Source organism: Phyllobacterium sp. GQ127 (assembly GCF_059758635.1).
This window is the reverse complement of the sequence record NZ_JCAXDZ010000003.1, coordinates 173,772-198,874: the sequence shown is the minus strand read 5'-3', so window position 1 is coordinate 198,874 and position 25,103 is coordinate 173,772. Positions and strand designations below refer to the sequence as shown.

25 protein-coding genes and 1 other RNA gene are annotated in these 25,103 nt (G+C 53.6%); 6 read left to right on the top strand and 20 right to left on the bottom strand.

Annotation, left to right across the window (positions count from 1 at the left end; all coding sequences use genetic code 11):
• Positions 1-84: 84 nt before the first annotated feature.
• On the top strand, positions 85-639 hold the full coding sequence (locus tag AC6CHM_RS12965; RefSeq protein ID WP_307280770.1) for a DNA-3-methyladenine glycosylase: 555 nt from the start codon (positions 85-87) through the stop codon (positions 637-639).
• A 35-nt stretch (positions 640-674) separates the two neighbouring features.
• Here the strand turns inward: AC6CHM_RS12965 and AC6CHM_RS12960 are convergent, their stop codons facing one another.
• The 6 genes from AC6CHM_RS12960 to AC6CHM_RS12935 form a co-directional block, all read right to left on the bottom strand.
• Positions 675-2,117, bottom strand: a complete 1,443-nt coding sequence (locus tag AC6CHM_RS12960) for a TRAP transporter large permease (protein ID WP_115054175.1) — start codon at positions 2,115-2,117, stop codon at positions 675-677.
• Positions 2,114-2,722, bottom strand: a complete 609-nt coding sequence (locus AC6CHM_RS12955) for a TRAP transporter small permease subunit (RefSeq protein ID WP_115054176.1) — start codon at positions 2,720-2,722, stop codon at positions 2,114-2,116. Before AC6CHM_RS12955 ends, AC6CHM_RS12960 begins: the two co-directional genes overlap by 4 nt.
• Positions 2,723-2,873: 151 nt before the next feature.
• On the bottom strand, positions 2,874-3,926 hold the full coding sequence (locus tag AC6CHM_RS12950; protein WP_307280762.1) for a response regulator: 1,053 nt from the start codon (positions 3,924-3,926) through the stop codon (positions 2,874-2,876).
• Complete coding sequence (locus AC6CHM_RS12945; protein ID WP_115054177.1) at positions 3,923-4,360, bottom strand: response regulator; 438 nt, start codon at positions 4,358-4,360, stop codon at positions 3,923-3,925. Before AC6CHM_RS12945 ends, AC6CHM_RS12950 begins: the two co-directional genes overlap by 4 nt.
• Before the next feature lie 4 nt (positions 4,361-4,364).
• The gene (locus AC6CHM_RS12940; protein WP_498173443.1) at positions 4,365-5,852 is read right to left on the bottom strand and encodes a sensor histidine kinase; all 1,488 of its coding nucleotides are present in this window, start codon (positions 5,850-5,852) and stop codon (positions 4,365-4,367) included.
• Positions 5,853-5,954: 102 nt separating this feature from the next.
• The gene (locus tag AC6CHM_RS12935) at positions 5,955-6,827 is read right to left on the bottom strand and encodes a DMT family transporter (protein WP_498173441.1); all 873 of its coding nucleotides are present in this window, start codon (positions 6,825-6,827) and stop codon (positions 5,955-5,957) included.
• A 229-nt stretch (positions 6,828-7,056) separates the two neighbouring features.
• Here AC6CHM_RS12935 and AC6CHM_RS12930 point away from each other — a divergent pair, with 229 nt between their 5' ends.
• Positions 7,057-8,211, top strand: coding sequence for a fumarylacetoacetate hydrolase family protein (locus tag AC6CHM_RS12930; protein ID WP_498173440.1), 1,155 nt, complete (start codon positions 7,057-7,059; stop codon positions 8,209-8,211).
• 8 nt (positions 8,212-8,219) lie between these two features.
• Here the strand turns inward: AC6CHM_RS12930 and AC6CHM_RS12925 are convergent, their stop codons facing one another.
• The 8 genes from AC6CHM_RS12925 to AC6CHM_RS12890 all read right to left on the bottom strand — a co-directional run bounded on the left by AC6CHM_RS12925 (position 8,220) and on the right by AC6CHM_RS12890 (position 15,744).
• Complete coding sequence (locus AC6CHM_RS12925) at positions 8,220-9,161, bottom strand: phosphatidate cytidylyltransferase (protein ID WP_115054181.1); 942 nt, start codon at positions 9,159-9,161, stop codon at positions 8,220-8,222.
• Complete coding sequence (locus AC6CHM_RS12920) at positions 9,154-9,810, bottom strand: lysophospholipid acyltransferase family protein (RefSeq protein WP_337354271.1); 657 nt, start codon at positions 9,808-9,810, stop codon at positions 9,154-9,156. Before AC6CHM_RS12920 ends, AC6CHM_RS12925 begins: the two co-directional genes overlap by 8 nt.
• Positions 9,807-10,217 carry a hypothetical protein gene (locus AC6CHM_RS12915; protein ID WP_115054183.1) on the bottom strand — a complete coding sequence of 137 codons (411 nt, stop codon included), beginning with the start codon at positions 10,215-10,217 and terminating at the stop codon, positions 9,807-9,809. The genes AC6CHM_RS12920 and AC6CHM_RS12915 overlap by 4 nt, the downstream gene beginning before the upstream one ends.
• Positions 10,210-11,547: a phosphatase PAP2/dual specificity phosphatase family protein gene (locus AC6CHM_RS12910; RefSeq protein WP_336442056.1), complete on the bottom strand. Its 1,338-nt coding sequence runs from the start codon at positions 11,545-11,547 to the stop codon at positions 10,210-10,212. The genes AC6CHM_RS12915 and AC6CHM_RS12910 overlap by 8 nt, the downstream gene beginning before the upstream one ends.
• Positions 11,544-13,319, bottom strand: a complete 1,776-nt coding sequence (locus tag AC6CHM_RS12905; protein ID WP_498173438.1) for a bifunctional alpha/beta hydrolase/class I SAM-dependent methyltransferase — start codon at positions 13,317-13,319, stop codon at positions 11,544-11,546. Before AC6CHM_RS12905 ends, AC6CHM_RS12910 begins: the two co-directional genes overlap by 4 nt.
• Before the next feature lie 24 nt (positions 13,320-13,343).
• Positions 13,344-13,952, bottom strand: a complete 609-nt coding sequence (locus tag AC6CHM_RS12900) for a CDP-alcohol phosphatidyltransferase family protein (RefSeq protein ID WP_115054186.1) — start codon at positions 13,950-13,952, stop codon at positions 13,344-13,346.
• A gap of 294 nt (positions 13,953-14,246) precedes the next feature.
• Entirely contained in the window at positions 14,247-14,483 is a 237-nt protein-coding gene (locus AC6CHM_RS12895) for a hypothetical protein (RefSeq protein WP_498173436.1), read from the bottom strand.
• A 250-nt stretch (positions 14,484-14,733) separates the two neighbouring features.
• Positions 14,734-15,744 (bottom strand): DNA topoisomerase IB, encoded by a 1,011-nt coding sequence (locus AC6CHM_RS12890; protein ID WP_337354276.1) that lies wholly within the window; start codon positions 15,742-15,744, stop codon positions 14,734-14,736.
• A gap of 130 nt (positions 15,745-15,874) precedes the next feature.
• On the opposite strand from AC6CHM_RS12890, the gene ku (AC6CHM_RS12885) reads away from it, so the two are divergent.
• Complete coding sequence (ku, locus tag AC6CHM_RS12885; protein ID WP_115054189.1) at positions 15,875-16,675, top strand: non-homologous end joining protein Ku; 801 nt, start codon at positions 15,875-15,877, stop codon at positions 16,673-16,675.
• Here ku (AC6CHM_RS12885) and ligD read toward each other — a convergent pair.
• The 6 genes from ligD to AC6CHM_RS12855 all read right to left on the bottom strand — a co-directional run bounded on the left by ligD (position 16,672) and on the right by AC6CHM_RS12855 (position 23,291).
• On the bottom strand, positions 16,672-19,233 hold the full coding sequence (gene ligD, locus AC6CHM_RS12880) for a DNA ligase D (RefSeq protein ID WP_498173434.1): 2,562 nt from the start codon (positions 19,231-19,233) through the stop codon (positions 16,672-16,674). The genes ku (AC6CHM_RS12885) and ligD overlap by 4 nt on opposite strands.
• A 3-nt stretch (positions 19,234-19,236) precedes the next feature.
• Entirely contained in the window at positions 19,237-20,088 is an 852-nt protein-coding gene (gene ku / locus AC6CHM_RS12875; protein ID WP_354343401.1) for a non-homologous end joining protein Ku, read from the bottom strand.
• 60 nt (positions 20,089-20,148) lie between these two features.
• Positions 20,149-21,453 (bottom strand): CynX/NimT family MFS transporter, encoded by a 1,305-nt coding sequence (locus AC6CHM_RS12870; protein WP_498173433.1) that lies wholly within the window; start codon positions 21,451-21,453, stop codon positions 20,149-20,151.
• The gene (locus AC6CHM_RS12865; RefSeq protein ID WP_336442063.1) at positions 21,450-22,127 is read right to left on the bottom strand and encodes a FadR/GntR family transcriptional regulator; all 678 of its coding nucleotides are present in this window, start codon (positions 22,125-22,127) and stop codon (positions 21,450-21,452) included. Before AC6CHM_RS12865 ends, AC6CHM_RS12870 begins: the two co-directional genes overlap by 4 nt.
• 105 nt (positions 22,128-22,232) lie before the next feature.
• A complete protein-coding gene (locus AC6CHM_RS12860) occupies positions 22,233-22,679 on the bottom strand; it encodes a GNAT family N-acetyltransferase (protein WP_115054270.1) in 447 nt (148 codons plus the stop codon).
• Positions 22,680-22,691: 12 nt separating this feature from the next.
• A complete protein-coding gene (locus AC6CHM_RS12855; protein ID WP_115054194.1) occupies positions 22,692-23,291 on the bottom strand; it encodes a DUF1993 domain-containing protein in 600 nt (199 codons plus the stop codon).
• Positions 23,292-23,433: 142 nt separating this feature from the next.
• On the opposite strand from AC6CHM_RS12855, the gene ssrS reads away from it, so the two are divergent.
• The 3 genes from ssrS to AC6CHM_RS12840 all read left to right on the top strand — a co-directional run bounded on the left by ssrS (position 23,434) and on the right by AC6CHM_RS12840 (position 25,086).
• Positions 23,434-23,590, top strand: a non-coding RNA gene (ssrS, locus tag AC6CHM_RS12850) — 6S RNA.
• Positions 23,591-23,636: 46 nt separating this feature from the next.
• A complete protein-coding gene (locus tag AC6CHM_RS12845) occupies positions 23,637-24,242 on the top strand; it encodes a 5-formyltetrahydrofolate cyclo-ligase (protein ID WP_498173432.1) in 606 nt (201 codons plus the stop codon).
• A gap of 19 nt (positions 24,243-24,261) precedes the next feature.
• Positions 24,262-25,086 (top strand): TIGR00282 family metallophosphoesterase, encoded by an 825-nt coding sequence (locus tag AC6CHM_RS12840; protein ID WP_115054195.1) that lies wholly within the window; start codon positions 24,262-24,264, stop codon positions 25,084-25,086.
• Positions 25,087-25,103 lie beyond the last annotated feature (17 nt).

Below are 25,103 nucleotides of genomic sequence, written 5' to 3'. Positions count from 1 at the left end.
GGGTAATATCTCCTACAAGTGCTCTTAAATTTTTTCAAAGCGTTGAAGGATGAAAATTGTGGCGGCTAATTTAAAGGAGGTGCGATGATTACGCCGGAGTTCTTTCAACGTGACGCGGTTACAGTTTCAAGAGATCTTATTGGCGCGAAGCTCTTTCTTCATGGTGTCGGCGGACGGATTGTCGAGACTGAAGCCTATACGCAAGACGACCCGGCATCGCATAGTTTCAGAGGCCCTGGCCCTTCCAACAAGGCAATGTTCGGGCCAGCGGGAAACGCCTATGTCTACCGATCATACGGCATTCATTGGTGCCTGAATATTGTCTGCCTGCCCGGCTCCGCAGTTTTGATCAGAGCATTGGAGCCTTTGCTGGGTATGGAGACGATGAGTGAGAGGCGGTCAACCGACAATCCACGACTATTGTGCTCGGGGCCGGGCAGGGTTGCGCAGGCTCTCGGTGTTACCAAGTCCCACGATGGTTTGCCTATTCTGGAAGCGCCCTTTTCTCTGGAACAGCGCGCGGATCCGATTGAACTAAGCATCGGACCGCGTATCGGCATCACAAAGGGCGCGGAAACGCCTTGGCGGTTTGGCGCGAAGAGCTCCCGTTTCCTCAGCAGAAAATTTGCGGAAGGTTAAATCGGCGAAATTTATACTTCGCCGATTTATAGCAATCATTTGAACGAGGGTGGCTGGCCGAGGTCAAATGATGGTGCGTTGCCAAGATCATTCGCTGGCGCATTGGGCAGCTCGATCTTGAAGTTCTCCATATCCACGGCCACAGCAGGATCAAGGAAATAGGTCACCATGCCGGGGAAGGCAATGAGGAGGCCAACCAGAATCAATTGCAGCACCAGCCATGGGATTGCGCCCATATAAATATCGCTGGTCTTGATTGATTTGGGTGCAATACCTCGCAGGTAGAACAGTGCAAAGCCGAATGGCGGGTGCATGAAGCTGGTCTGCATGTTGGCGCAGATCATGACGCCGAACCAGATCAGATCGATGCCCAATGCGCTGGCGGCGGGGGCCAAAAGCGGAATAATGATGAAGGCGATTTCAAAGAAATCCAGGAAAAACGCGATGACGAAGATAAAGATATTGACGAAGATGAGGAAGCCGACAACACCGCCAGGCAAGGATGTCAGCATACCTTCGATCCAGTGACTGCCGCCCACACCCTGGAAAACCAGGCTGAAAACGCGCGCGCCGAGTAGGATGAAAACAACCATGGCGGTTAGCCGCATGGTCATGGTCATTGCTTCATAGACGAGTTTCCATGTGAGGCGGCTGTTCAGCCAAGCCATGAGCATGGCGCCAACAACGCCCATCGCGCCAGCTTCTGTCGGCGTAGCAAGGCCCATGAAAATGGTGCCGAGAACGATGAAGATAAGGGCGAGCGAGGGGATCATGCCGCGTGCACAACGAACAAATAGCGGCCAGCCGCGCAGGGTGCGAGCTTCCGGAGGAAGTGCGGGAACGTAATGTGGCTTGATAATGCTGAGGATGAATACCCAACCGGCAAACAACAGAACTTGAACGATGCTGGCCCCAGTGGCGCCGATATACATGTCACCCGGCGACTTGCCGAGCTGGTCAGCAAGAACGATCAGGACGAGCGACGGTGGAATGAGCTGTGTTATTGTTCCGGATGCCGCGATGACACCCGTGGCATGCCGGATATTATAGCCATATTTAGCCATGACAGGCAGCGATATGAGGCCCATGGCGATGACAGAGGCAGCCACCGTGCCGGTGATTGCGCCAAGGATGGCGCCGACAAGGATGACCGCATAGGAAAGGCCGCCGCGTACGCCGCCGAATAATTGTCCGAAACCATCGAGCAAATCTTCGGCAAGGCCGCATCGTTCGAGAATCACGCCCATGAAGGTAAAGAATGGGATAGCGAGGAGCAACTCGTTGGAGAGCACCGAAAACATCTGATAGGTTAGATTTCCAAGGAAGTCCGGACCGATAGCCCCCATCTCGATGGCGATGAACCCGAAAAACAGGCCAACAGCTGCAAGAGAGAAGGCGGCAGGATAGCCGATCACCATAAAGATGATCAGCCCGAAGAACATCAACGGGGCAAGATTATCAGCAAAAAATGTTATCATTGAACAGGCTTCTCGTAGGCGAATTCACGCACGTAATCGGATGTGAGGGCGAGATAGCATTTGATTATTTCCGAGATGCCCTGAAGGCCCACGAGCGCAAATCCTACGGGCAGGCTGAGCTTGACCGGCCAAAGTGGCAGGCCGCCAGAATTTGACGATGCTTCATTGGTGACCCATGAAAGAACAAACCACGGCCAGGTGAAGTAGATCATCAAGGCGCAGATCGGCAGCAAAAAGAAGATCCCACCGAGAAGATCGATCCATGTTCTGGTTCTTTCGCTGACCGAACCATAAACGAGGTCGACGCGGACATGTTCATTCAGCTTGAAGGTCCAAGCGCCGCCTAACATGACCATTCCGGCAAAAAGGTACCATTGCGCCTCGGAAAGCGAATTGGAATTGCGTCCATAAACGCCCAGAATTCCGCGGAAAAGCCCGGCACCGCCCACATTCTGTTCCAGCCAGATCAGGCCTCCGATGCTGTAGCGCAAGAAGGCATTAAACGCACAAACCAATGAGGCAAAGAGAACGAAATAAATCGCAACAATACCTATCCGACGACTGAGTTCGTCGATCCAACCGGTGACAGTCAGCAACGGTGACATTCAGGCCCCTCCCATATCAGTTACGCAGATCCTCGAATTTGCTGCGCTATTGCCGCCCACAGTTCCTTTGCGGATATCAGTGGGGCTTTTGCGGAGTACAGAGTTAACCCATGGATTTGCACGATGCAATGACGGAATCCGAGCGTTTCGATCAGCCAGCAGCGTTGACGGCCATTTCGGCCCGCGTTCCCTTATCGCGTGCAGTGTAATCTATTTTAGTACCGAGACTTGCAGCCATGGCCTTGACGATGCGGGTGCCAAGTCCAGTGCCCTTTGGCTGGTCGCCTTGTTTCAAGCCAACGCCATCATCTTCGACAGCCAGCACTGCCTTGTCGTCTCCGGAGCGAAGAAACGATATTCTGATCTCACCGTCATTGGTTCCGGGATACGCGTATTTATAGGCATTTGTGACCAGTTCCGTTACCACCATGCCAACAGATACAGCCTGATCCGACGAAAGCCGGATGTCTTGCACATCGAGCGAAATCACAAGTTTACGATCAGCGTGTTCCAACGAACTGCGAAGTTCCGAGGTGAGGCTGGCGAGGTATTTGTCCATCTCGACCTGGCGCACATCATCGGAACTGTAGAGACTGCGATGCATCCCGCCAATGGCCGTGATGCGTGCTTGCGCCTCGGTCAGCGCGTGCTTGACTTCCTCATTGTCGATGCTTGAAATTTGCAATCGTATCAGGGCCGCAACGAGAGCAAGGCTGTTGCCGACACGATGATTGACTTCGGCAAGCAGTACCTCGGCACGTTCCTTGCCGCGTAGAATTTCCATATCGGCCCGCTCACGGTCACGGCGTAATTCCGCAGTTGCAATAGCCTGCGCTACGGCGCTTTCAAGCAAGGGCATAAACTCTTCGCCGACTGTCTTTATGACATAATCGGCAGCGCCCGCCTTCAGGGCATCAACGGCGATCTTCGCTTCACTCGACCCTGTCACGTAAACAACAGGAACAGTTATCCCGTTCTCGCGCAGTATTTTCAGAAATTCGGTGCCAGTCGTGGTTTGCAAATAATGATCAAGGACAATTACGTCGATGTCGCCCTGGCCGAGTATTTCCAGCCCGGTAGCAACATTATCGGCATGAACGATCTCGAAACCCGAACGACCCAGCGCTTTTTGCACCAGACGAACGAGCGCTGGATCATCATCAACATAGAGAATTTTGCCCGGCATGATTTTCGGATCGATCAAGGAATTTGCATGACGGAGAAGAATAGACCCAACTGCCGGATGGCATTGGCAAAACTGTCATATTCAACTGGTTTGGTTATATAGACATTCGCCCCGAGGTCGTAACAGCGTTGGATCTCGCCTTCATCATCGGTTGTCGTCAAAATAACCACGGGCAACCGCTTGGTATGCGGATTGCTCTTTATTTTCTCCAGAATATCAATGCCAGACATATCGGGCAGGTTGAGATCCAGCAGGATAAGAAGATAATTATTCTTGTTTCCTTCGCCGGTACGCTCCTTGCCCAAAATGAAATCGAGCGCGGAATTGCCGTCGGAAAAGGGAACAATCGGATTGTTGACGCCAGCACGCCGAACATTCTTTTCGATGAGGCGTGCGTGACCTTCATCATCTTCGATCATAACGATAGTGACTTCTTTGCCAGTACCTTGCACGCCGCTAAACTCCTACTACTTTAGTCAAATCCGAGGGAAGCCGTAGCACAAAGGTGCTGCCTTTTCCAAATGTTGATTTTACGAAGATATCGCCGCCAAGCTTTCGGATAAGAGAGCGTACATGGGCAAGTCCTATACCTTCCCCTGGCTTGTCCTGCTGGCCCGAACGCCGGAATAGTTCGAAGACACGTTCAAGGTCGTCTTCGGAAATGCCGCGTCCATTATCGGAAACGTCTACGCGTATGAATTTGTATCCGTCATTATAGGCGCGGACTGATAATTCCAGTCGTCGGTCCGGGCTGGCATATTTAACGGCATTGTCGAACAGGTTTCCAAAAATCTGCTCAAGAGACAGCCTGTCAGTTGTGATCTTTGGCATTTTACCAGAGATATCCACCTTGCCGTCCAGTTCAGCGATCTGGTGGTTTATGCTGGCTGCGCTCACTTCCAGCAGGGCCTTGAGATCGATTGGCTCCGGCTTCAATTCACGGCGGCCATCGCGGGAGATTTTAAGGATCGCGTTGATTAACCCATCCATTTTCTTCGTTGATGACCTGATAAAGGAAATGGCTTCCGGCAAATCTTCGCTGGCTGCGATCCGTGCAAGTTTTGCGTCTTCTTCAGTCAATGGCTCGCCGTCGTTCAGAATATAGCCCTGGATCGCCTTGAGAGAGGTTTCAAGTTCGCTGGTGAAGCCCATGATATTGACGAGCGGCGCGCGCAGGTCATGGGTAACAATATAGGCAAATCGCTGGATTTCCTGATTGGCCCGAATGAGGTCTTCGGTGCGCTCATTGACGCGTTCCTCAAGGCTGGTATTGAGAAGTTCAACCTCGCGGCGTGCCGTCGACAGGTCGCGGACATGCTGGAAAATAATAAAGATCGCGCCGCCAAGTACAGCCACAATGGCTACTGCGCCCACTATTGTCGCCCGTTGCAATGCCGCGATCGCACTGGACTGCTCGTCCATTCCGCGCTGGAGGTCAAGCTCAGACTCGACCATGAGCGCACTTAACAATTCCCGGATGCCGTCCATTGACCTCTGCCCGGAGCCTGCACGAACGATGCCAATGGCTTCGGCTGTCTTGCCGCTACCGGCAAGCTCCAATGTCCGGTTCATTTCTTCTGTCTTCAGCGTGATGAGCCTGTTCAACTCCGGCAGGCGGGCGGCAAATTTCGGGCTGTTTTTAACGCTTCGCTCCAGTGCCTCCTGCCGTGCGGTAAGGGTTGCCAATGCGGTTTTATAGGGGTTTAGAAAACTGTCCTCTTGAGAGAGAAGATAGCCCCGCTGACCTGTTTCGGCATCCTGCATGGTTGAGAGAAGATCGGCTGAGTTGCTGCGAATGCTGCGCGCAGCGACAACATTATCGAAGCGCTGGCGGCTTTCGGTAACCAGCCAGATCGTCGAGGCAACGATACCGAGCAGGATAAGAACCCCCACGGTGAGCATGATCAAGGTAGAGCGGGCGAAGGAAATGTTGGTCGCGGCCATTATTGTCTGCCAGTACGCTGAGGCGCCGGTTGGCACCAAGTAGGATATGCTTCAGGAATGACCGGAGAGCGGCCAGTCGTCAACCGTTGAGAGCAGGGATGCTCAACTTAGAATGGGTGCTGGCTTGCTTTTCGACGCGTTGAAAATGATGTGAAGCATGACAGCGCCAAAGACAATGCTGCCGCCAATCAAGGTGCTGCTGCCCGGTATTTCTCCGAATGCGATCCATATCCAGAGCGGAGCGAGTGGCGCGTCCAGCGAGCCGATAAGGGCTGTTTCAATGGGTGGAAGATGCTTGGCGCCGAGCGCGAAGAGAGCAACGCCAACCGCGGACACCATCAGCCCAAAGAGGGCGATCAGCAGCAGATTCTGATGGGATACTGCAAGAGCATCGCCAAACGGCCAGCATATGACAGAACTGAACAGGGCAGATAGACAAGTTGCAGGCATGACGGCGATATCTGGATGACGGCGGACAATAATCATGAGGACTGCCATTCCCAACGTCATGCCAAAAGCAAGAAGATCGCCGAAGAGTGTACCTTCCGTGCCCAAGCCGACCATGATGACCACACCAGCGAGCGCGGCCAAGCTGGCCACTATCGCGCGGATTTCCGGCTGCTCGCCCATAACGAGCCAAGCTAGCGTCGCCGCACAGAAAGGAATTGTCGCGTAGATTACCGCCACATGGGCAACGGTGGTTTCCTTGAGTGCATTTATAAAGAAGACCATGCAGATGCCCGACACAATTACAAAGAGCCAGCCCGGCTTGCCGATACGGAAGATTTCTTTCCAATGCTTGCCGCGCTCGGTGATCAAGATCACCACGGCAAGGCCGATAGCACCAAATATGCCTCGCCACGACAGGATGGTCCAACTGTCCAGGGGTATGATTTGGGTGAACAATCCGGCAAGGCTCCAGGCGATTGCAGAAGCCGTTACAAATATCAGCCCCAGCCGGTATGGAGATATCATTCTGGTTGTTCCATCTGTCGTATATCCAAAACAATTAGAGCCGGGTTCGACTGGACATGCAATGAAGCAGCAGCAGCAAACTCACGCCTGCTGACATATCGGTGTCAGCAGATCTGCGTCTGGCAAAGTTTACGCTGCGGCCTTGATTGGCGCAGTCTTGTGCCGCATAAATGATACCAGCCTATCCCCGCCCATGAATTCTTATTGCAAGTCTGAAGGAAGTCGAGCCATGTCCAGTGCAACTGTTCCTGACAAGGGTATTCTACTCGGTAGAGCCAAATTGCCGGGTTGCAACTATCCGCGTGTCATCACTGTGCGTGGGGGGACAGTCTTCGATATAACGAGTAAATCAGCGCCAACGGTTCGCGATATAGCTGAACTGGAAAACCCCGCAGCTTATGTGGCGCAGGCTGAAGGCGTGGAAATCGGCGATATCAACACGATTGCCGAAAACAGCTGGTCGGAAACCACCAATTCCGGCGCACCGTCTCTGGTATCGCCCATCGATTTGCAGGCCGTGAAGGCTTCAGGTGTTACCTTTGTGGCATCAATGCTTGAACGTGTCATTGAAGAGCAAGCAAAAGGCGACAAGGCAAAGGCGGATTCGCTGCGTTCCGATGTTCTCAATCTGATTGGTGCGGATTTATCACAGATCGTGCCAGGTTCCCCGGCAGCCATGAAGGTCAAGGAAGCCTTGATTGCCCGAGGCGCGTGGAGCCAATATCTCGAAGTGGGAATTGGACCCGATGCGGAAATCTTTACCAAGGGCCAGCCGATGTCGACAGTCGGCTACGGTTCTGATGTGGGTCTCCATCCAATTTCAAGCTGGAACAATCCGGAACCGGAAATTGTGCTGGTGGTTTCGAGTGCCGGGAGGATTGTTGGTGCGACGCTTGGCAATGATGTGAATTTGCGCGACGTTGAAGGTCGTTCGGCACTGCTTCTCGGCAAGGCCAAGGATAATAATGCGTCGGGGGCAGTCGGGCCGCTCATTCGTCTTTTCGATGGAGATTTTACAATCGAAACGGTGAAGAACGCCGAGCTCAGCATGCGTGTCGAGGGCACGGATGGCTTTGTTCTGGATGGTGCGTCGAACATGGCCAAGATTTCGCGCACGCCAGAATCGCTGGTGGAAGCGACTATTGGCCGGCACCATCAATATCCGGACGGTCTGGTGCTCTATCTCGGTACCATGTTCGCACCGGTCAAAGACCGCGATGGTCCGGGCAAGGGCTTCACCCATAAGATGAATGACGTGGTTTCAATTTCCACGCCGACGCTGGGTACATTGTCGAACCGTGTCAGGCTTTCGACCGAGTGTGCAGCCTGGACTTACGGAACAAGCCATTTGCTGCGTGATCTCGCCAAGGCGGATTTGCTCTAGGGTCTGACCTAGGGAACCCAGAAATAGCGAACGATGTGAAAAAAGACCGGGGCGGCGAAAATCAGGCTGTCCGCCCGGTCGAGCATACCGCCATGGCCTTCAATCATATGGCCCCAATCCTTGACGCCGCGATCCCGCTTGATAGCTGAAGCAACGAGGCCGCCGAAGAATCCCATGATACAGGCAAGACCGGCCATCAGACCGGCTTGAATCACGGTGAATGGTGTCAGCCACGCCAATGACGCTCCCAGCAACGAAGCGCTGATAATGCCGCCGATCAGACCTTCCCAAGTTTTGGAAGGGGAGATTTTGGGCGCAACCTTGTGCTTTCCAAACAGCTTGCCAAATACATATTGCAGCACGTCACTGCCTTGGACGGTGGCGATCAGGAAGGCGATGAGAAGCAGGCCTTTGCCTTCAAAGCCTGGGATCGGCAATGTCAGCAGCGCGGGTACATGACTGATGCAATAGACCGACAGCATGATGCCCCATTGCTGCTCGCTGACACGTTCAAGAAAGCGTTCCGTATCACCGGAAATCGCAGTCAGGGCTGGCATGGCGAGGAAGCAATAAACCGGCACGAAGATTGAGTAGAGGCCGTACCATTCAATCCACAGCAGGTAATATTGGATGGGAATGATGACCAGAAACATGCCGATGAGGATATGATGATCGCCGCGGCGCGTATGGGTAAGGGTGACATATTCGCGTAAAGCCGCGAATGAGACGAAAGCGAACAGGAGAATAACGCCCTGTTTGCCAAACAGGAAGGCGACGGAAATGCCGCCAATCATGATCCACCACGCCTTGATGCGCGAGTTGAGGTTGACCAGCGTGGAGGGCAGAACATCCGCTGTGCGCCGACTTTTCCAGGTCAGCATGGTCGCAATGGCGCTAGCAAGCGTGAGCACGCCGAGCAAGCCGATAAAGAGCCAGACCGTTTCAGCCATGATTAAGCACCTTCTGCCGTTCCGGCGAAAGATCGAGCAGGGATTGGCGTGCTCTCGCGAGGAAATCCTTGCGGTCCTCATTCGGCTCAAGCACCACTGGCGTGCCAAAGACCACGCGGCATAGTAGCGGGACTGGCAAAAATGCGCCTTTCGGCAAGACGCGTGACATGTTTTCGATCCAGCAGGGCACGAGTTCAACATCGGGGCGCGCTAGGGCAAGATTATAAAGCCCCGAGCGAAAGCGCAGCAGCGGTTCCTCCGTCATGTTGCGCGTGCCTTCGGGAAAGACAATCAGCGAGCTGCCTTGCGCAAGTGCATCGAGCATGATGACCATCGGATCATCCGCACGCTCGACCCAATTGCGATCAACCAGCACCGTATTCAGCAAGTCCTTTGCCAGAATGTGCCGCAATTTATTGCGCTTCCAGTAGTCGGCCCCGGCAACAGCACGTGTGCGCTCGCGTTCACGCGGCGGCAGACTGGAAGAAAGCAGGATAAAGTCGCCGTGACTGCAATGGTTGGCGAAATAGATACGCTGGCGATCTGATGGTGAGCATCCTTGCCAGATTGGACGAACACCCGTGATACCGCGTGCCAGCCCGGCCAGCAGCATTGCGCAGCTTCGTCTCATCATTGCTTTTAAATTCATATGTGCCCCCACAACCCATAGGTTGTAATGCCAGCGAATAGAACAAGAAAAACAACAAATGCAAGATGCAGCTTTAACAAGAGGCGGTTTGTGCCCGCCATTCGCGCATCCAGCATGCGTGTCGCCTGCGGAAATCTTCGCAAATGCAGCTTTGCCAGCAATTTATCCACGGCACGGCAGCCTTCTTCTTCGCTTGGCTTTGAAGCTATGAGCCTGAAAAGAGCGGCTTCAAAAAGCATATAGGCGGCGAGAAACAAGACGATGAAGCCGCTGGCGGCAGTCGCGATATGACCCCATCGCCGGGCTTCGCCAAAAAGAAGGATCAGCATCAGGCAAATAGTGACGATGCCAAAACCCATGCCTTGGCGCTGGAGGCGAGAAGCAAAGGCTCCGGCTCGCTCATTCATGCGGATTTGGCGCTGAAAAAAGCATGTCTTCTGTTAGATGAATGCGCCTGCCTTTGGATGCGACTATCTGGATAGCATCGGCAGCAGTTTTGGCGCTGTCATACTGCATGAGCCACATGGCAATTGCGGCAGCGCTGCGCTGGAAGCCGAGAGCGCAGCAAACAAGAACGGGACCCTTGTTTCGGGCGAGCTCTATAGCGTCAGCTGCTCGCTGCAGTTCAGCGGATGGCGGTGAAACGAGATCCAGAAGTGGGACTGATTGCCAGTCAACATTTATACCGGAAGGCTTTGCCAGCTCAGCAGTGAGATCAATGATTGTTGCAAATCGCAACTGCTCGTCTCTTCGCGGCAACCGGCCCAGATGAATGTTCTTGCGAATGGCAACAGAGGCCGTAAGATTGCGTGTCCAGATGCGACTATTGATGATCGCGCCGAGGCGGTAGGGCGCCAGCAGCCATTTGCTGGCAAAAGAAAACGTGCCCTGAAAATTCTTTTGAAAGACAGCGGGCCCTGCACCCAAATAGCCAAGAGACACTATTGCGAGTGCAAGAGCTGGCCACAGGCAAAACAGAAATGCGGGCGATGATGCCGTTCCAAAAATGGCAGCTAGCAGAAACAACAGGCTTCCTGCCGCATAATAGGTGCCAATGCGTCGCGCTTTGGTATCATTGGTCAGGCGGAACGCCGCGAGAGGTGAAGGAGCCCGCGCCGGAAAGAGCCATAGCGCAAACAGGCCTAGAAGCAGTCCTGTCGGGATGTCGATGAAATGGTGCTGGTAGGTGGTGAGAACCGAAAGCCCAATCAATGCACACCAGATATGCCACATCCAGCGGGTGATGCCTGACAGTCGTATGCGCCAATGCGACCAGATAATCGCCAAAAGGGCGATGTGCAGCGATGGCGCTTGATTGAATGGTTTGTCGAAGCCTCCAAGCATATCAAAAAGAAACCCGGCAGCGCCGCTGGTGGCGGGCTTCTGGAAGATTGCGGTCAGTGGGAATGCGATGAAGCAGGCAACGGCGATGAGTTGCACTGTTAAATAGCGTTTTGCCAAACGATCAACTTCAAGTGGGGTGTCGTTGAAAAACAGCGAAAGGCCATAAAACAGATTGATCGACCAATAGGGAAAGATCGTCCATGCAATAAAGGGAATGGCATGTTCCCAGGCAAAGGTGATGTTGGGAACATCTGCACGCTGCGATGCCAGCCAATTGGCAGTTCCGTAACTTGCGTAAAACAAGGGCGCAAGACAAACAAGCCAGATCAGTGCCCGTTTGGCGACAGTCTGGTCGAAGCGCCATGCTCCGATGGGTGTGGTTTGTTCCGTCATATGCGTTCGGCGACGCAAACAGTGAAGATGCCCCACTCATCGATGCGCTGGTCAATCTTCCTGAAACCAGCCGCCGCGACCAGTTGATCCATTTCCGCTTGAGTGCGGCGGCGCATGACCCAGGCCTCGCCGCCACGATGCGAAGTGAGCGCTCGTGCAATCATTTCAAGTTGAGGATGCCATGGCTGGTTGGTGTAGATCAGAAGGCTGCCAGCCTGCATGGATTTGGCAAGGCCACCAAGCGAGCGTTCGATGAGGGCATTATCCGGAAAAAGCTCGTAGAGACCGGAGACAATCGCCAGATCCGGCGCGGGCTGGATCGCGGCAAGTTTTTCGCCATCAAAAGCGTCAGCCTGATGGAAACTTGCGATCTCTTCCAGCTTACGCTCTGCGATGGATTTCCGCCCGGCATCCACATTAATCGGCGAATAATCCTGCAGCCGGACGCTTGTCGGTTTCAGCGTGGATTTAGCAATCGCATCAAGCACGTAGCGGCCATGACCAGCAGCAATATCGAGAATATTGGTGCTTCGGCCTGCTTGCTGCAACTTTGCCAGAGCAGTGTCGATAAGCTCTTCCAGATGCACTTTGCGCTGGCGGATACCTCGCCAGCCGATGGCTTGCAGAAATTGCTTGTCGATTAATTTGCCGCCGGGACCCATGCCACGCGGTTCATTTTCGTAGACATAATCAAGTGTGGAACCGGAATCGAAACCGGTATCAACGCCTGTTTTCAAGCCCTTTGAAAAAAGTGCACTAAAGCGAATGGAGGCGCGATAGAGCGCCCAGTAAAGGCCTTTCAAGGAAAGCAGGTCATGCGGCGATGACAATCTGTCCTGTTCATCGCGGGTAAAACCTGTCTGATGGGCTTTTGTGACATCAAGCGCCTCTGGCTTTACATCAAAACATTCAAGTATGAACCGCCTTGCATGGGCAACGGCGATTGCGCGATCTTTCTCGCCAAGAGTATCGTGGTAAAAGCCCTCTAGCACATGTCGTTCTTTTAAAGGATGGGCCAGATTCTCGTAGAACCGATGCTGGGGAGAATGTCTGACCACCCAGTCGCTGCCGGAAATAAGCATTTGCGTTGGCACAATGATGGCGCGCGCATCGTTCACAACGCGTTCGGCAGTTGTGTACAAGTCAAGCAATATATTGGAGGCAATAGCGCGAGTGATGAGCGGGTCATTGTCAAAGGAGGCAATACGCGCGGGATCGTGGGTGAGAAATTTGGCTTTAACGTAAGAGTTTACGAAGAACTGCCCCTTCAGTTTCTGCCAGAGCCAGATGGCTTCACGCGCAAATGGCACATAGAGTTTCACGCTGAAAGCCGGGGAGGCGAGCACCAGCGCGCGGATCGGCGGCGCATAGTCATGGACCCATGTCGCCGCCAGAACGGCACCCACTGATTGCGCAATGACCGCGATATCTTCGACTGCAAAGCCACCCGTTTCGCATATATGTTTTACAAAGCTGTCGAGATCGCGGACAGAGGCCGCAAAGGATGGAGAATAACCACGTTCGCCAGGTGAACGGCCATGACCACGGGCATCCCAGGCATAGAATGCGAAGTCACTCAGACCAAGCTCCTCAACCAGATGGGAAACACGGCCACCATGTTCATGCCCCCTGTGCAGAAGGACAATCGCACCCTTCGGCTTTTTGGATTTCGCTGGCCACTTGCGATAGAAAAGCTCGGTTCCGTCGTGGGTGCGAAAGGTAGTTTCCTCGACGCCATCTGTTGCGGGATCAAGAGTTGAGTCAACGGACATGGGTTTGCTCCCGCAGAGGTGATTTCAGGAATTGGCGCGGCGAAGACCGGCGCGGATACGATTTATCATGGTAAAGACGGATAGAAGCGCCATAGCCGGGAATACCCAGCCAAACCACGAAGGTAGATCAAGACCGCTGCCGATCAAGGCGGCGATAATGCCCAGCGCCAGAGCGCGGTCGCTTTTTCCGAATGGGCCGTCATAGGCGCGGCCACCGCCTGTCATCACCCCCAGCACACCTGCATATTCTGCTATGATTGCGGTAATGGCGAACGCCACAACCTCGACAGGTTCGAAGGGCCATACCAACGTAAACGGCAGTATAAGAGCTACATCCGAAACAATGTCGCCGATCTCATTCAGATAGGCACCAAGCTTGGATGCCTGACCAAACTCCCGCGCCATCATTCCATCAATCGCATTAAGGGCCATGCGAACGAAAAGTACCAAGGGCAACAGCCAGAACAACAATGTGTTATCGGGGAAAAGCGCGATCACAACACCTGTGGCCACGGAGATGAGCGTAGCGGCGACAGTGACCTGATTTGCAGTGGCGCCGATTGCCACAAGACGTCCAACCAAGGGGCGGAGCAAATTCTGAAAAGCCGGTTTTATCGAGTAAAGTGTCGGCATGTAATCACCCCCAATGATTGTATTGAATTTAGCCGTTCAATTGCATGTAGCAGAGAATTTGTTCCAAACCAGTTTTCCGGCTGAAGATATTGGGGGAAGACGGACTAATCTTTGGCGAAAAGGCACTTGAGGCGGTGAAAATGCGAGGGGGAGGGTGAAATAGCCGACCGAGGGCCTCAACGGATGTCGGGGTCCGGATGAATTGTCTGATATGGTCGTTTCAACGTCAGGCAAATATGATTGAATCTTGCTGGCAAGATTCAATCATCGTATGTTCCGTCTGCAGCAGTCTTTTTAATGACGATTCTCGCTTATCACCGATGATGATTTGAAGGCGAAGGGCTTTTGAAAATAGCCCGTTACGGCCAGATGACCGAGTTCACGATTGGCGGCCATTGCCGCCAATTCGTCGACATCTCGAATACCACTGTCAAAGAGCGCCATAACGGTTCTCGCCAATTCGTTGCAGCGGGAATGGGTTTTCGGGCAGCGGTCCAACATTTGCGAAGCCTTGTCGTGTGCTCGCTGCATGACCTCCCAGTCACTGGTTGCAAATATGCGCCTGTCTCTATCTAATAGTGCCATCATACGCCTCCATTGTTGGGCGCGAGCACATATCAAGCGTACGTGGGACACGTCCCTGATGCTCGGCAATCCTGCCAAGCTAAGCGTATTTTCTCACGTCCCGCAAACTGCATTTAATTTGCTTTATCTGTGCGCTACTTACCGCAATGCAAAATTTCCGGCCGAACAGAAAATTTAGCGTGGCCTGTTTTTTCGGTTAAGTGCCAGCTTTCTCAAGGAGGCGCATAAGGCCGGTTTCGGGTCCTGTCAGGCCCTTGCGATGGGGCGCGCGCAGCAAGGAACGATCCAGTTCGCCGGCAAAGAAACTCTCCGTGACCAGGGGATGGACGTAGCTTGAGCGGGTAACCGCTGGGGTATTGCGCAAGAAGTTGCTTACATCGCGCATGGCTGCCGCGACCGCACGTTTTTTCTGCGTATCGGTTTCAGCTTCCACTTCCGCAAGAAATGCCAGTGCGCGTGCAGATCCGTGGAATGTCCGAAAATCCTTGGTGCTAACTTTTGAGCCGGAAACTTCGCGTAAATAATCGTTGAGCTCTTGAGCATGAAGGCTGCGCCATCGTTTATTGTCCTTGTACTGAAACAATCGCCCACGTCGTTTCAGCGCCTTCAAGCGCTTGACGGCAGAGCGATCCGCGATGGAAATCTTGTTCGTTTTCTTTGATTTCCCGGCGAAAATAAAGTTGGCGATATTGCCGTTGATCTTCAAGTCACTGCTTTTGAGCGTGGCAATGCCGCGTCCCCCATCCTTGGCATATTTTTCATGCCCGGCCCGAAAAGCCTTCTTGTCGATGAGCTTTACGGCCAGGGCTGCAAGAGATTTACCTGATGTGGGGGCACGCTGGATGTCACGCGCAATCCGTTTGCGGATTCGCGGCAGTGCTTTGCCGAATGCCAGCAGGCGATGGGTCTTCGTGCTATTGCGGACAGCTTCCCAATTTGGATGATAGATGTATTGACGCCGCCCAAGGACATCGTAGCCGATAGCCTGAATATGTCCGCAATCGTCGTCGCAGCATAAAACGTTGGTCCAGGCCGGTGGGATAGCAAGGGCGAGAATACGTTCAATATGCTTCTTTGCGGCAGGGCGGCCATCCACGCGAATGTAGCGGGCGCCGTTTTTTGCCGTTTCGCGTTTGAGTGTAAAAGTTTCCGGGTCGACCAGCTTCAATCCCAATTTTTTCGCGTAGTAAGCGTGGTCGAACTGCATATTATCTCCCCTTGTCGCCGGAGTGTAACGCTGATCCGGTCTTGCTGTTCCGACAGCTGGAAAAAACCATTGCTGGAACAAAATGCAGGATGAATCCGTTGCGTGAAACGTATGGGAAAGGTTTGCGCTCATGGCACCGCGTTCATTCTGGAAAGGTTACCTGAAGCTCTCGCTGGTGACATGTCCCGTCGCCATGGCTCCGGCTACGACCGACAATGAAAAGGTCAAGTTTCGTACTTTGAACCGCAAGACGGGTAACCGCGTCGTCAGCCAATATGTGGATGGCGTTACCGGCAAGGCCGTCGACGAGGATGACGAGGTCAAGGGGTATGAGCGCGGCGAAGATGAATATGTCATGCTCGAAGAGGACGAAATTGACGCCGTTGGTCTGGAGAGCACCCGAACCATTGATATTGAAATGTTTGTCCCGCGCGATAGCATCGATTGGATATGGTATGACAAGCCTCATTATCTGACGCCGGATGATCCCGTCGGCGAGGAGGCTTTTTCAGTGATCCGGGATGCCATGGAAGCAACGGGGCGCGTTGGCATTTCAAGGCTTGTCATGTATCGGCGCGAGCGGGCAGTCATGCTGGAACCACGCGGCAAAGGCATCATTTTATGGACGTTGCGATATGGCGACGAGGTTCGCAGTCGCGATGAATATTTTGGCGATACCAAGAATGGCAAGCCCGAGAGCAAGATGATGGCGCTGGTCAAAACCCTCATCGATGAGCGTACCAAGCCTTGGGACCCAAAAATGGTCGATGATCCGGTTCAAGATCGATTGCTTGAGATCATCGCAGCCAAGAAAAAGGGTAAGAAGCGTCCGCCAAAACCCAAGGTCGAGGCCGAGAAGCCGAGCAATGTCATCAATATTATGGATGCGCTGCGCAAGAGCATTGCCAGCGAGGGCAAGAAAAAGAGCTAAGCCTGCTTCTTGCCTCGCGTGGTCTTGGTCTTCTCGATTGGTGCTGCGGCGGCGCGAAAGTCAGCCCAAGGATCGCGTTTGATCGATGCCATTCGGGTCGGCGCGTTCAACACTGTGAAATAGGCAGGGCCGATCCCGGGGGTAAGCTCATCCCATGCGAGCGGCATGGATACGGCCGCGCCGGGCCTTGCGCGTGTGGAATACGGTGCTACCGCAGTCATGCCTCGTTGGTTGCGCAGATAATCAATGAGTATTTTGCCTTTACGCTTCGACTTGGTGATGGTCGAAACATATTTATCAGGACTGTCGGCTGCCATACTGTCTGCAATAGCTTTGGTGAAAGCCTTTACATCGGGCCAATTTGCTTTGGGCTTGATTGGCGAGACGACATGCAAGCCCTTTCCGCCAGATGTCTTGACGAAGGCGGCCAGTCCAGCCTGCTGTAACCGGTCGCGGGTTTCATAAGCTCCGGCAATGACTGTTTCCCAATCCACACCTTCGCCCGGATCAAGATCCATGATGATCATATCCGGGTGCTCCCAATCCGCCACGGTCGAGCCCCACGGGTGGATTTCAAGAACTGCGGATTGGACCAGACCGATCAAACCATCGAGATCATTAATGCTGATCAGGGGCTCGTCATCCTTGTCCTTTGGATCCTTGACCAGCGTGATATTGGGGTTCAGCCCTTTCCACGCATGTTTCTGGAAGAAAGCCTGTCCATTTATACCCTCAGGACTGCGCAGCAATGCCAAGGGCCTTTTGGTGATGAATGGCTCGATATATTTCCATATATCGGTGTAATAATCGGCGAGACCTTCCTTGGTCACGCCTTCCTCTGGCCAGTAAATGCGATCCGGATGGGTGAGTCTCACGGTGCGCCTCTTAGGTTGAGATTGTGAAGTGACTGCGGATTTCGGTATTTCCCGCACCACATCGGTTGGCACTTTATCTTCCCGCAAACCGCGAAAAGCAGCATGACGCAGGTTACCGTCGCCGGTCCAGGCACGGAACTCCACCTCGGCAACAAGCTGTGGTTTGGTGTATCGGACCTTTCTTGACGCATCAGCACTCAAGCGCTCGGCAAAGGGGCTTTCCGGGGAGCGAATGCGCTCAAGCCGTTTGAACAGGTCTTCTGCCACGGCGGCGCTATAGCCTGTGCCAACGCGGCCCACATGCTCGAGCTTCTTGCCATTATAGACGCCCATGACCAATGAACCGATGGCTCTGCGGGAAGTTGTTGAAGGGACGTAACCAGCAATGACAAACTCCTGCCGCGACGAACATTTTGCCTTCATCCAGCTTTTGCCGCGCCCGGAACGATAAGGGCCGTCTCGCAATTTTGAGACAATGCCTTCGAGGCTAAGACGGCAAGCATGACTGAGAACGGTAGCGCCATTTTCGTTGAAGTGACCGCTGTAGCGAATGGGGTCCGTTGAATTGGCCGCGAGCTGTTCCAGCATTGCCTTGCGCTCAATGAGCGGAAGTGCGCGTAGATCATAACCATCGAGATAGAGCAGATCGAACACGTAGAATATAAAACGGTCGGTGCGACCTTCGCTCAAATCGTTTTGCAATGAGGAAAAGTCTGATGCGCCAGCAGAGGTTTCGACCACCAGTTCGCCGTCAATCATCGCTGTACCTATCGGCAAATCCTGAAATGCGCCGACAACCTCTTTGCCAAACTTCTTTGTCCAATCGAGGCCGGTGCGCGTGAGCAGTTTAACGCGTCCGGCTTCAATGCGCGCTTGGAGGCGATAGCCGTCATATTTTATCTCATGAATCCAGCGGTCTCCCTCCGGCGGTTTTGCGGTTAGCGTTGCAAGAGTGGGTTCGACGAATTCGGGAAGCGGAGCCTTTTTGGCACCTTTAACATCTGAAGGGTCTGGCACATCGGGTTGGACAAGCTCTGTTTTTGCGGGTTTTGCAGTTTTGGATTTTGTTGGTTTCTTCTTTTCAATTTTGCCCGTCTTGGATGACCAGCCGGGTTCTTCCCCCGCCACAGCGGCAAGGTCACGACCGGTCTTCACAGAATTGGGCTGTTCTTTCAAAATATCGGGATCTTTGGAAGTACGGGCCACATCGTCGTCACCCTTGATCAGCAGCCAGTTCTCCCGTTTTTCGCGCGGCCTTCCATGCATACGTACAAGATGCCAGCGTCCCTTCAGTTTTTCGCCATGCAACTCGAATTCCAAATGGCCTTTGGCATAACCGCGTTCGGGATCATGGATGGGCTCCCATGTGCCGCGATCCCACACGATGACAGTACCGCCCCCATATTCGCCTTTTGGGATTGTGCCTTCGAAATCGCCATATTCGAGCGGATGGTCCTCAACATGAACCGCCAGCCGCTTTTCCGTTGGTACAAGGCTTGGGCCCCGTGTCACTGCCCAACTTTTCAAAACGCCATCCATTTCCAGACGTAAATCATAATGCAGCCGCGTGGCGTCATGTTTCTGTATGACAAAGCTGTTTCCGGCTTTGCGAGCTTTGCGTCCTTTAGGCTCCGATGTTGTGTTGAAGTCGCGTTTCTTGCGGTATGTTTCAAGCGCAACCATGGATCAGCTTGCCTTCCGTCGTGCCGGTTCTGCTTTGGTTTTGGCTTTGGTTTTGCTGGCAGTGTCTTGCTTTTTGCCGCCCAGCGCTTTGGCGCTCTCGCGCAGCGCTTCCATGAGGTCCACCACCTTGTCGGACTTGACCGGTTTTCTGGCTTCGATCTTCTTGCCCTCAAGTTTTGCCTTCACCAGTTCGGCCAAGGCTGCCTCGTAGCGGTCTTCATATTTTGACGGGTCGAATGAGCCTTTTTTGGTCTCGATAATATGCTTTGCGAGATCGAGCATCTCGCCCTTGATCTTCATTTCCGGAATATCGCTGAAAGCATCCTTGGCGGAACGGACTTCGTAGTCAAAATTCAAGGTTGTTGCGATCAGGCCCTGATCTTCAGCCCGAATGAGGAGTGTTCGAGCGCGTCGGAAAATCACTGTCTGGGCAAGAGCGACAACTTTCTTGGCTTTCATTCCTTCCCGGATCAAAGCGAAAGCCTCTTCCCCGTTTTTATCGCTTGGCGCGAGATAGTATGGCTTGTCAAAATAGACGTCGTCGAGATCGTCAACTCCGACAAATGCCTCAATCGAAAGGGTCTTGTCGCTTTCCGGTACGGCGGCCGCTACTTCTTCGGGTTCAAGCACAATATAATCATTGTCGCCAACCTCGTAGCCTTTTACCTGATCTTCCCGTTCAACAGGCTTACCGCTGTCACTATCAACGAATTGGCGATGGACGCGATTGCCGGTCGTGCGGTTAAGGGTATGAAAGGCGATGCGGTCAGATGTCGAAGCCGCGGTATAGAGCGCGACAGGGCAAGTCAGTTCGCCAACTTTCAAATAGCCCTTCCAATTTGCTCTCGGTGCCAAAGCTCAACTCCTTACACGCCATTTGGAAGAATGCGGGTAAGGAGTTTTTGTTCCAAGCGCCTACTTATTGGATGGCTTGCCAGAAAGCTCGACAGTGCGCGCGCCGACATGGAGTGCACGACCGGCACCCCAACCGAAAAAGGCAGCACCCAGAGCCAGCAAAACAAATAGTATCGATGTGGCGCTATAACTGTCTGTCAATTTGTGGATGAGGCCAACGAGCAATGGTCCTATCGCAGCAAGTGTATAGCCAACACATTGCGCCATGCCTGACAAATGAGAAGCAATGTGAGAATCCGGAGAGCGCAGAACGATGATCGTCATCGCCAGTGCGATCAAACCACCTTGGCCTATGCCTTGGATGACTGCCCAGAGCCATACGCCTGACAATGGTGCAAACAGCATTCCCAGTAGCCCAATCAGAGCAAATGCGACGAGAGTGACGCTGACAAGCCGTTGATCCTTGCACCGGACGGCGACGGAGGGAACGCCAAGGCACGTGACCACTTGGGCCATGATGGAAACTGAAACCACCACACCTGCCGTAACGCCGTCCATTCCCCGATCACGCAGGATCGGCGACAGCCAGCCAAAGATGCAATAGGCAAGAGATGATTGCAGGCCCATGAAGAGGGTGACCTGCCAGGCGAGGCGGTCGCGCCAAAGACCTTCAACGCGAAATCCCGCATGCTTGGTTCGAACTTTACGGAAAAATGCATGCGGGAACCAGATGAGCGCAACCACCAAAGCCGGTACCGCCCAAGCACCCAGTGCTAAAGACCAGGACCCGCTAAATACATGCTGCAATGGTGCTGTGACGCCTGCGGCACTTGCCGCGCCTGCACAAAGTGCCATTGTGTAGAGGCCGGTCATCATGCCGGTGCGGCTGGCAAAGTCACGCTTCACCAATCCCGGAAGCAGGACATTGCCGACTGCTATGCATGCACCGGCGAGCGCAGTTCCAATGAAAAGCAAGGGCAGGGAGGAGAAGCCACGCAAGGCCGTGCCCAAGGCCAGCAAAAGGAGAACGCCAAGCAATGTGCGCTCCGCGCCAATCCGTTGTGCCAATCTCGGCGCTATGGGTGCAAACGCACCAAGGCAAACAACGGGAAGCGTTGTCAGAACGCCAGCGCCGAATGACGATAATCCGGTTTGCGCAATGATTTCCGGCAGGAGTGCGGAGGCGCTGGAAAATAGAGGTCGCAGGTTGAATGCGATCAGGACGAGACTCATGCCGGTTATGATCTCAATCGTCCTGCTTGCAAAAACCGGTGCGCGCGGTGTTGGCGTGGAATCGATTTCGGCGTCGATCAACTGCTCGATCGTTGCGGGCTGAGCGTCATTGGAAGGCATATGTTGGTTCATGATGTGAGAAGCCGATCAAGTTCAGCAAGGATAGGTGCCATGAAGGCGCGTGTGGTGGCTTCGGCCTTTTCGGGATTTCCCGATTCAATGGCGTCGATGATCGCGGCATGAGCCGCCATATCAGGTTCGGGCAATTCGCCCGTGACGGTTGCCTTGATGATTTCCCCTATGGACAGCGAAAAGAAATCATAGACTTCCATCAAAGCCCGGTTGCCCGATGCGGCCACCACTGCCTTGTGGAACTTCAGATCACGCTCGATGTAACGATCATGAGCGGCAGGATTATACTCGCCGCGATCTGCAAGTATGTCGCGTAGCTTGATGATTGTTTCCGGCGTGAAGCGCGTGGCAGCCAGCCGGGCCGCTTCAACCTCCAAAGCACAGCGGGTTTCGACCTGATCACGCAGGCCCGTGCGGCGGATACGCAAAAGACGGTCTTCCGATCCGGTAATAGACTGGACATAGGTGCCAGAGCCCTGCCGCGTATCGAGAAAGCCCTGCGCAACGAGAACGCGGACAGCTTCACGTACGGTTCCGCGGCTGACGCCCAGCATGTCCGCCAGCGTCGCTTCATTGGGAATGCGCTCGCCCACCTGCCACCGTTTGGCGGTAATTTCAGCCCGTATATTACTGACCGCATTGTCGGCAAGATTTGTTCGCGCGGCAGGCTGCATTCCAAAGTCCTCAAGTCATCTGATGACTTGATTAATATGCTTGGGTATCGCCCGCGTCAAGGTGGGCGATTACTACCGCTAGGAATTCTTAGCTGAGGAGTTCAGTCAGATTGATTTAACGTATTTGATAAAGGGCGTTACTTTCGCGATCCGATCATAAAGCTGGCGAGCGGTGTCGTTGTTCTGATTGGTCAGCCAATAAACCGAATGGGCACCGGCCTTTTTTGCTTCAGCGTGAACGGCTTCGATCAATGCCCGGCCGACGCCTTTGCCGCGTATTTCAGGGTCAGCATAGAGATCCTGCAAATAGCAGACATTTTCAATGCTCCAATTATGCCGGTGAAACAGATAATGAGTAAGGCCGACCGGCTTGCCATCAACCTCAGCGATCAGGCCGCTATATTCATGATCATCACCGGAGTTCAAACGGGCGAAGGTGGTTTGGTAAACGTCCTCCGATACTTTCGTTTCGTAGAAATCGAGATAACCGGTCCATAGACGGCGCCATTCTGCTTCGTCCGATTTTTGCAACGGGCGTATTTGAACGCTCATGATCATGCATCCTTAATGCTGCCAAGTCTGGTGTGGGCCTGCTGGCCCGGTGGAATAGACGGGGGTGCCTTCGAAATCCTGTTTCCCCAGAGGAACTCCGGCAATACGCAAGATCGCGTAGCTGATTGTCAAATGAAAATAAAAGTTCGGCAGCGCGTAATCGCGAAGAAATGGCAGCCCGTGAAAATAGCGGGTATTGCCACGCCATGTAACCTCAACGGGTGTGGTTTCGCTGCCTTCCAGCTTAGCCGGCGGAATGGCATCCAGATAATCAATTGCGTCGTGAAGATAGGCAATCAGTGATGTAAAGGTCTGATGGGACTCGACGAAATCCTGATGATACCCGCGGTTGAACACCGCAAACTGCCCGGCATCCGGTGAAGGCAAAGCCTGCTCTGCAAGTCGCGCCACGCAACCGCGTGCGCCGTCGGCCAAGATTTGTATTTGAACTTTCAATGGAAACATATCGGAGGCCAGCTTCGCCTCGATCATTTGCCGTGTGTCACCGCCGCTTGAAATGGCGTGAGCCTCGGCCTTCTTGAGAATCGCTATGCAATTATCCAGCAATCGCTGAAAAACCGGAACGGATGCCTGGTACATTGTGATCGTCATATATCGAGTCTCCCCCTCAACGCGCACAAACTATCGCGACAGGCAGCTATCAACAACATGGTTACAGACAATGTTGTGTCAGGAACAGAAAATCGTGTTCGATCTACTGGCGCTATTGCTACAGGCGTCCTATATTCGGATCGGCGCTCTGCGCCTCACGACAGGAGAGACATATTCCCCGGGGCCTTAATGATCCCTTAGGGAGCTGTCCCTGGAGAGGCCCGTGGGCTTCTTCACACGGCACCCACCTACTTTGTAGGTTCCCGGGATCGACTTCTCCATCGGTTGTGTGGACGCCACTGTTTCATCCCGAGCCGGTTTCCGGCGCCTCATGAAATTATCGCTTTGCAAACCCAATCCCCGATCAAAGAACTGAAGAAAGCGCTGCGTCTCAAAGCTTTGGCGCGCCGCGATGCCTTGTCCGCCGATTATAGGAGCAACGCATCATTACAGCTTGCCACCCACGGCCTGTCGGGCATCTCGCTGCAACCGGGCGAAATTGTATCGGGTTTCTGGCCGATACGTTCGGAAGTTGATCTGCGTCCGCTGTTGTTTGCTTTGCGCGATAAGGGTGCCCGGCTTTGCCTTCCAGTCATTATCGACAAGCAGACGATCATATTTCGGGAGCTGACCCAAGACGCGCCGATGATTGAAACAGGATTTGGAACGTCGGGACCGCCGGACGATGCACCTGTCATCGACCCTTCCTTTATGCTGGTGCCTTTGGCTGCTTTTGACGAGCGCGGTCATCGTATCGGCTATGGTGCGGGCTATTATGACAGGGCAATAGCAAGATTACTGGCACTCGGCGCCAATCCCACCTTGCTTGGGGTCGCATTTGACTGCCAGAAAGTCGAAATTGTGCCTGACGAGCCGCATGATGTGCCGCTCGAAGCAATCTTGACGGAAAGCGGGTTGCGCAGCTTTGGCAGTATCGATAAAGCCAATTAACGAAATTCAGGATGTATGCGTGAGATTACTTTTTCTTGGTGACATGGTGGGCCGGTCCGGGCGGACAGCAGTTTACGAACAACTGCCCGGTTTGATTTCCGATCTGAAACTCGACTTTACCATCGTCAATGGTGAGAACGCCGCGGGCGGCTTCGGTATCACCGAAGAAATATTCCACGATACGATCAATGCCGGCGCAGATGTCGTCACCACCGGAAATCATGTGTGGGATCAACGCGAAGCCCTGATATTCGCCGATAGGGAGCAACGCTTTCTGCGCCCCGCCAATTTTCCGCTTGGCACAGCAGGCAAGGGTTCTGGTGTATTTCTCGCCAAGAATGGCGCGCGTGTTCTTGTCTCCAACATTATGGGACGCGTTTTCATGCATCCCGATCTGCATGACCCGTTTACGATAGCCGAGGAAATTCTCAAAGCCTGCCCTCTGGGTGAACAGGCCGATGCTGTGATCTTCGACTTTCATGCGGAAGCCACCAGTGAAAAGCAATGTTTCGGCCATTTCGTTGATGGTCGCGCCAGCTTTGTTGTGGGTACGCATACTCATGTGCCGACTGCTGATGCACAGATATTGAATGGCGGTACGGCCTATATGTCTGATGCGGGCATGTGCGGCGACTACGACTCGTCACTGGGCATGGACAAGGAAGAGCCGCTGAACCGGTTTCTTTCCAAGGTGCCAAAGGGGCGATTTGAAGCGGCGAGCGGCAAGGCTACAATATGTGGTGTCGGTGTTGAAATTTCTGATAGGACGGGACTTGCCGAAAAGATCGCTCCATTGCGTATCGGTCCGCGACTTGAAGAAACAATTCCCGCATTCTGGAAATAAATTGACGTTTGGTTCCG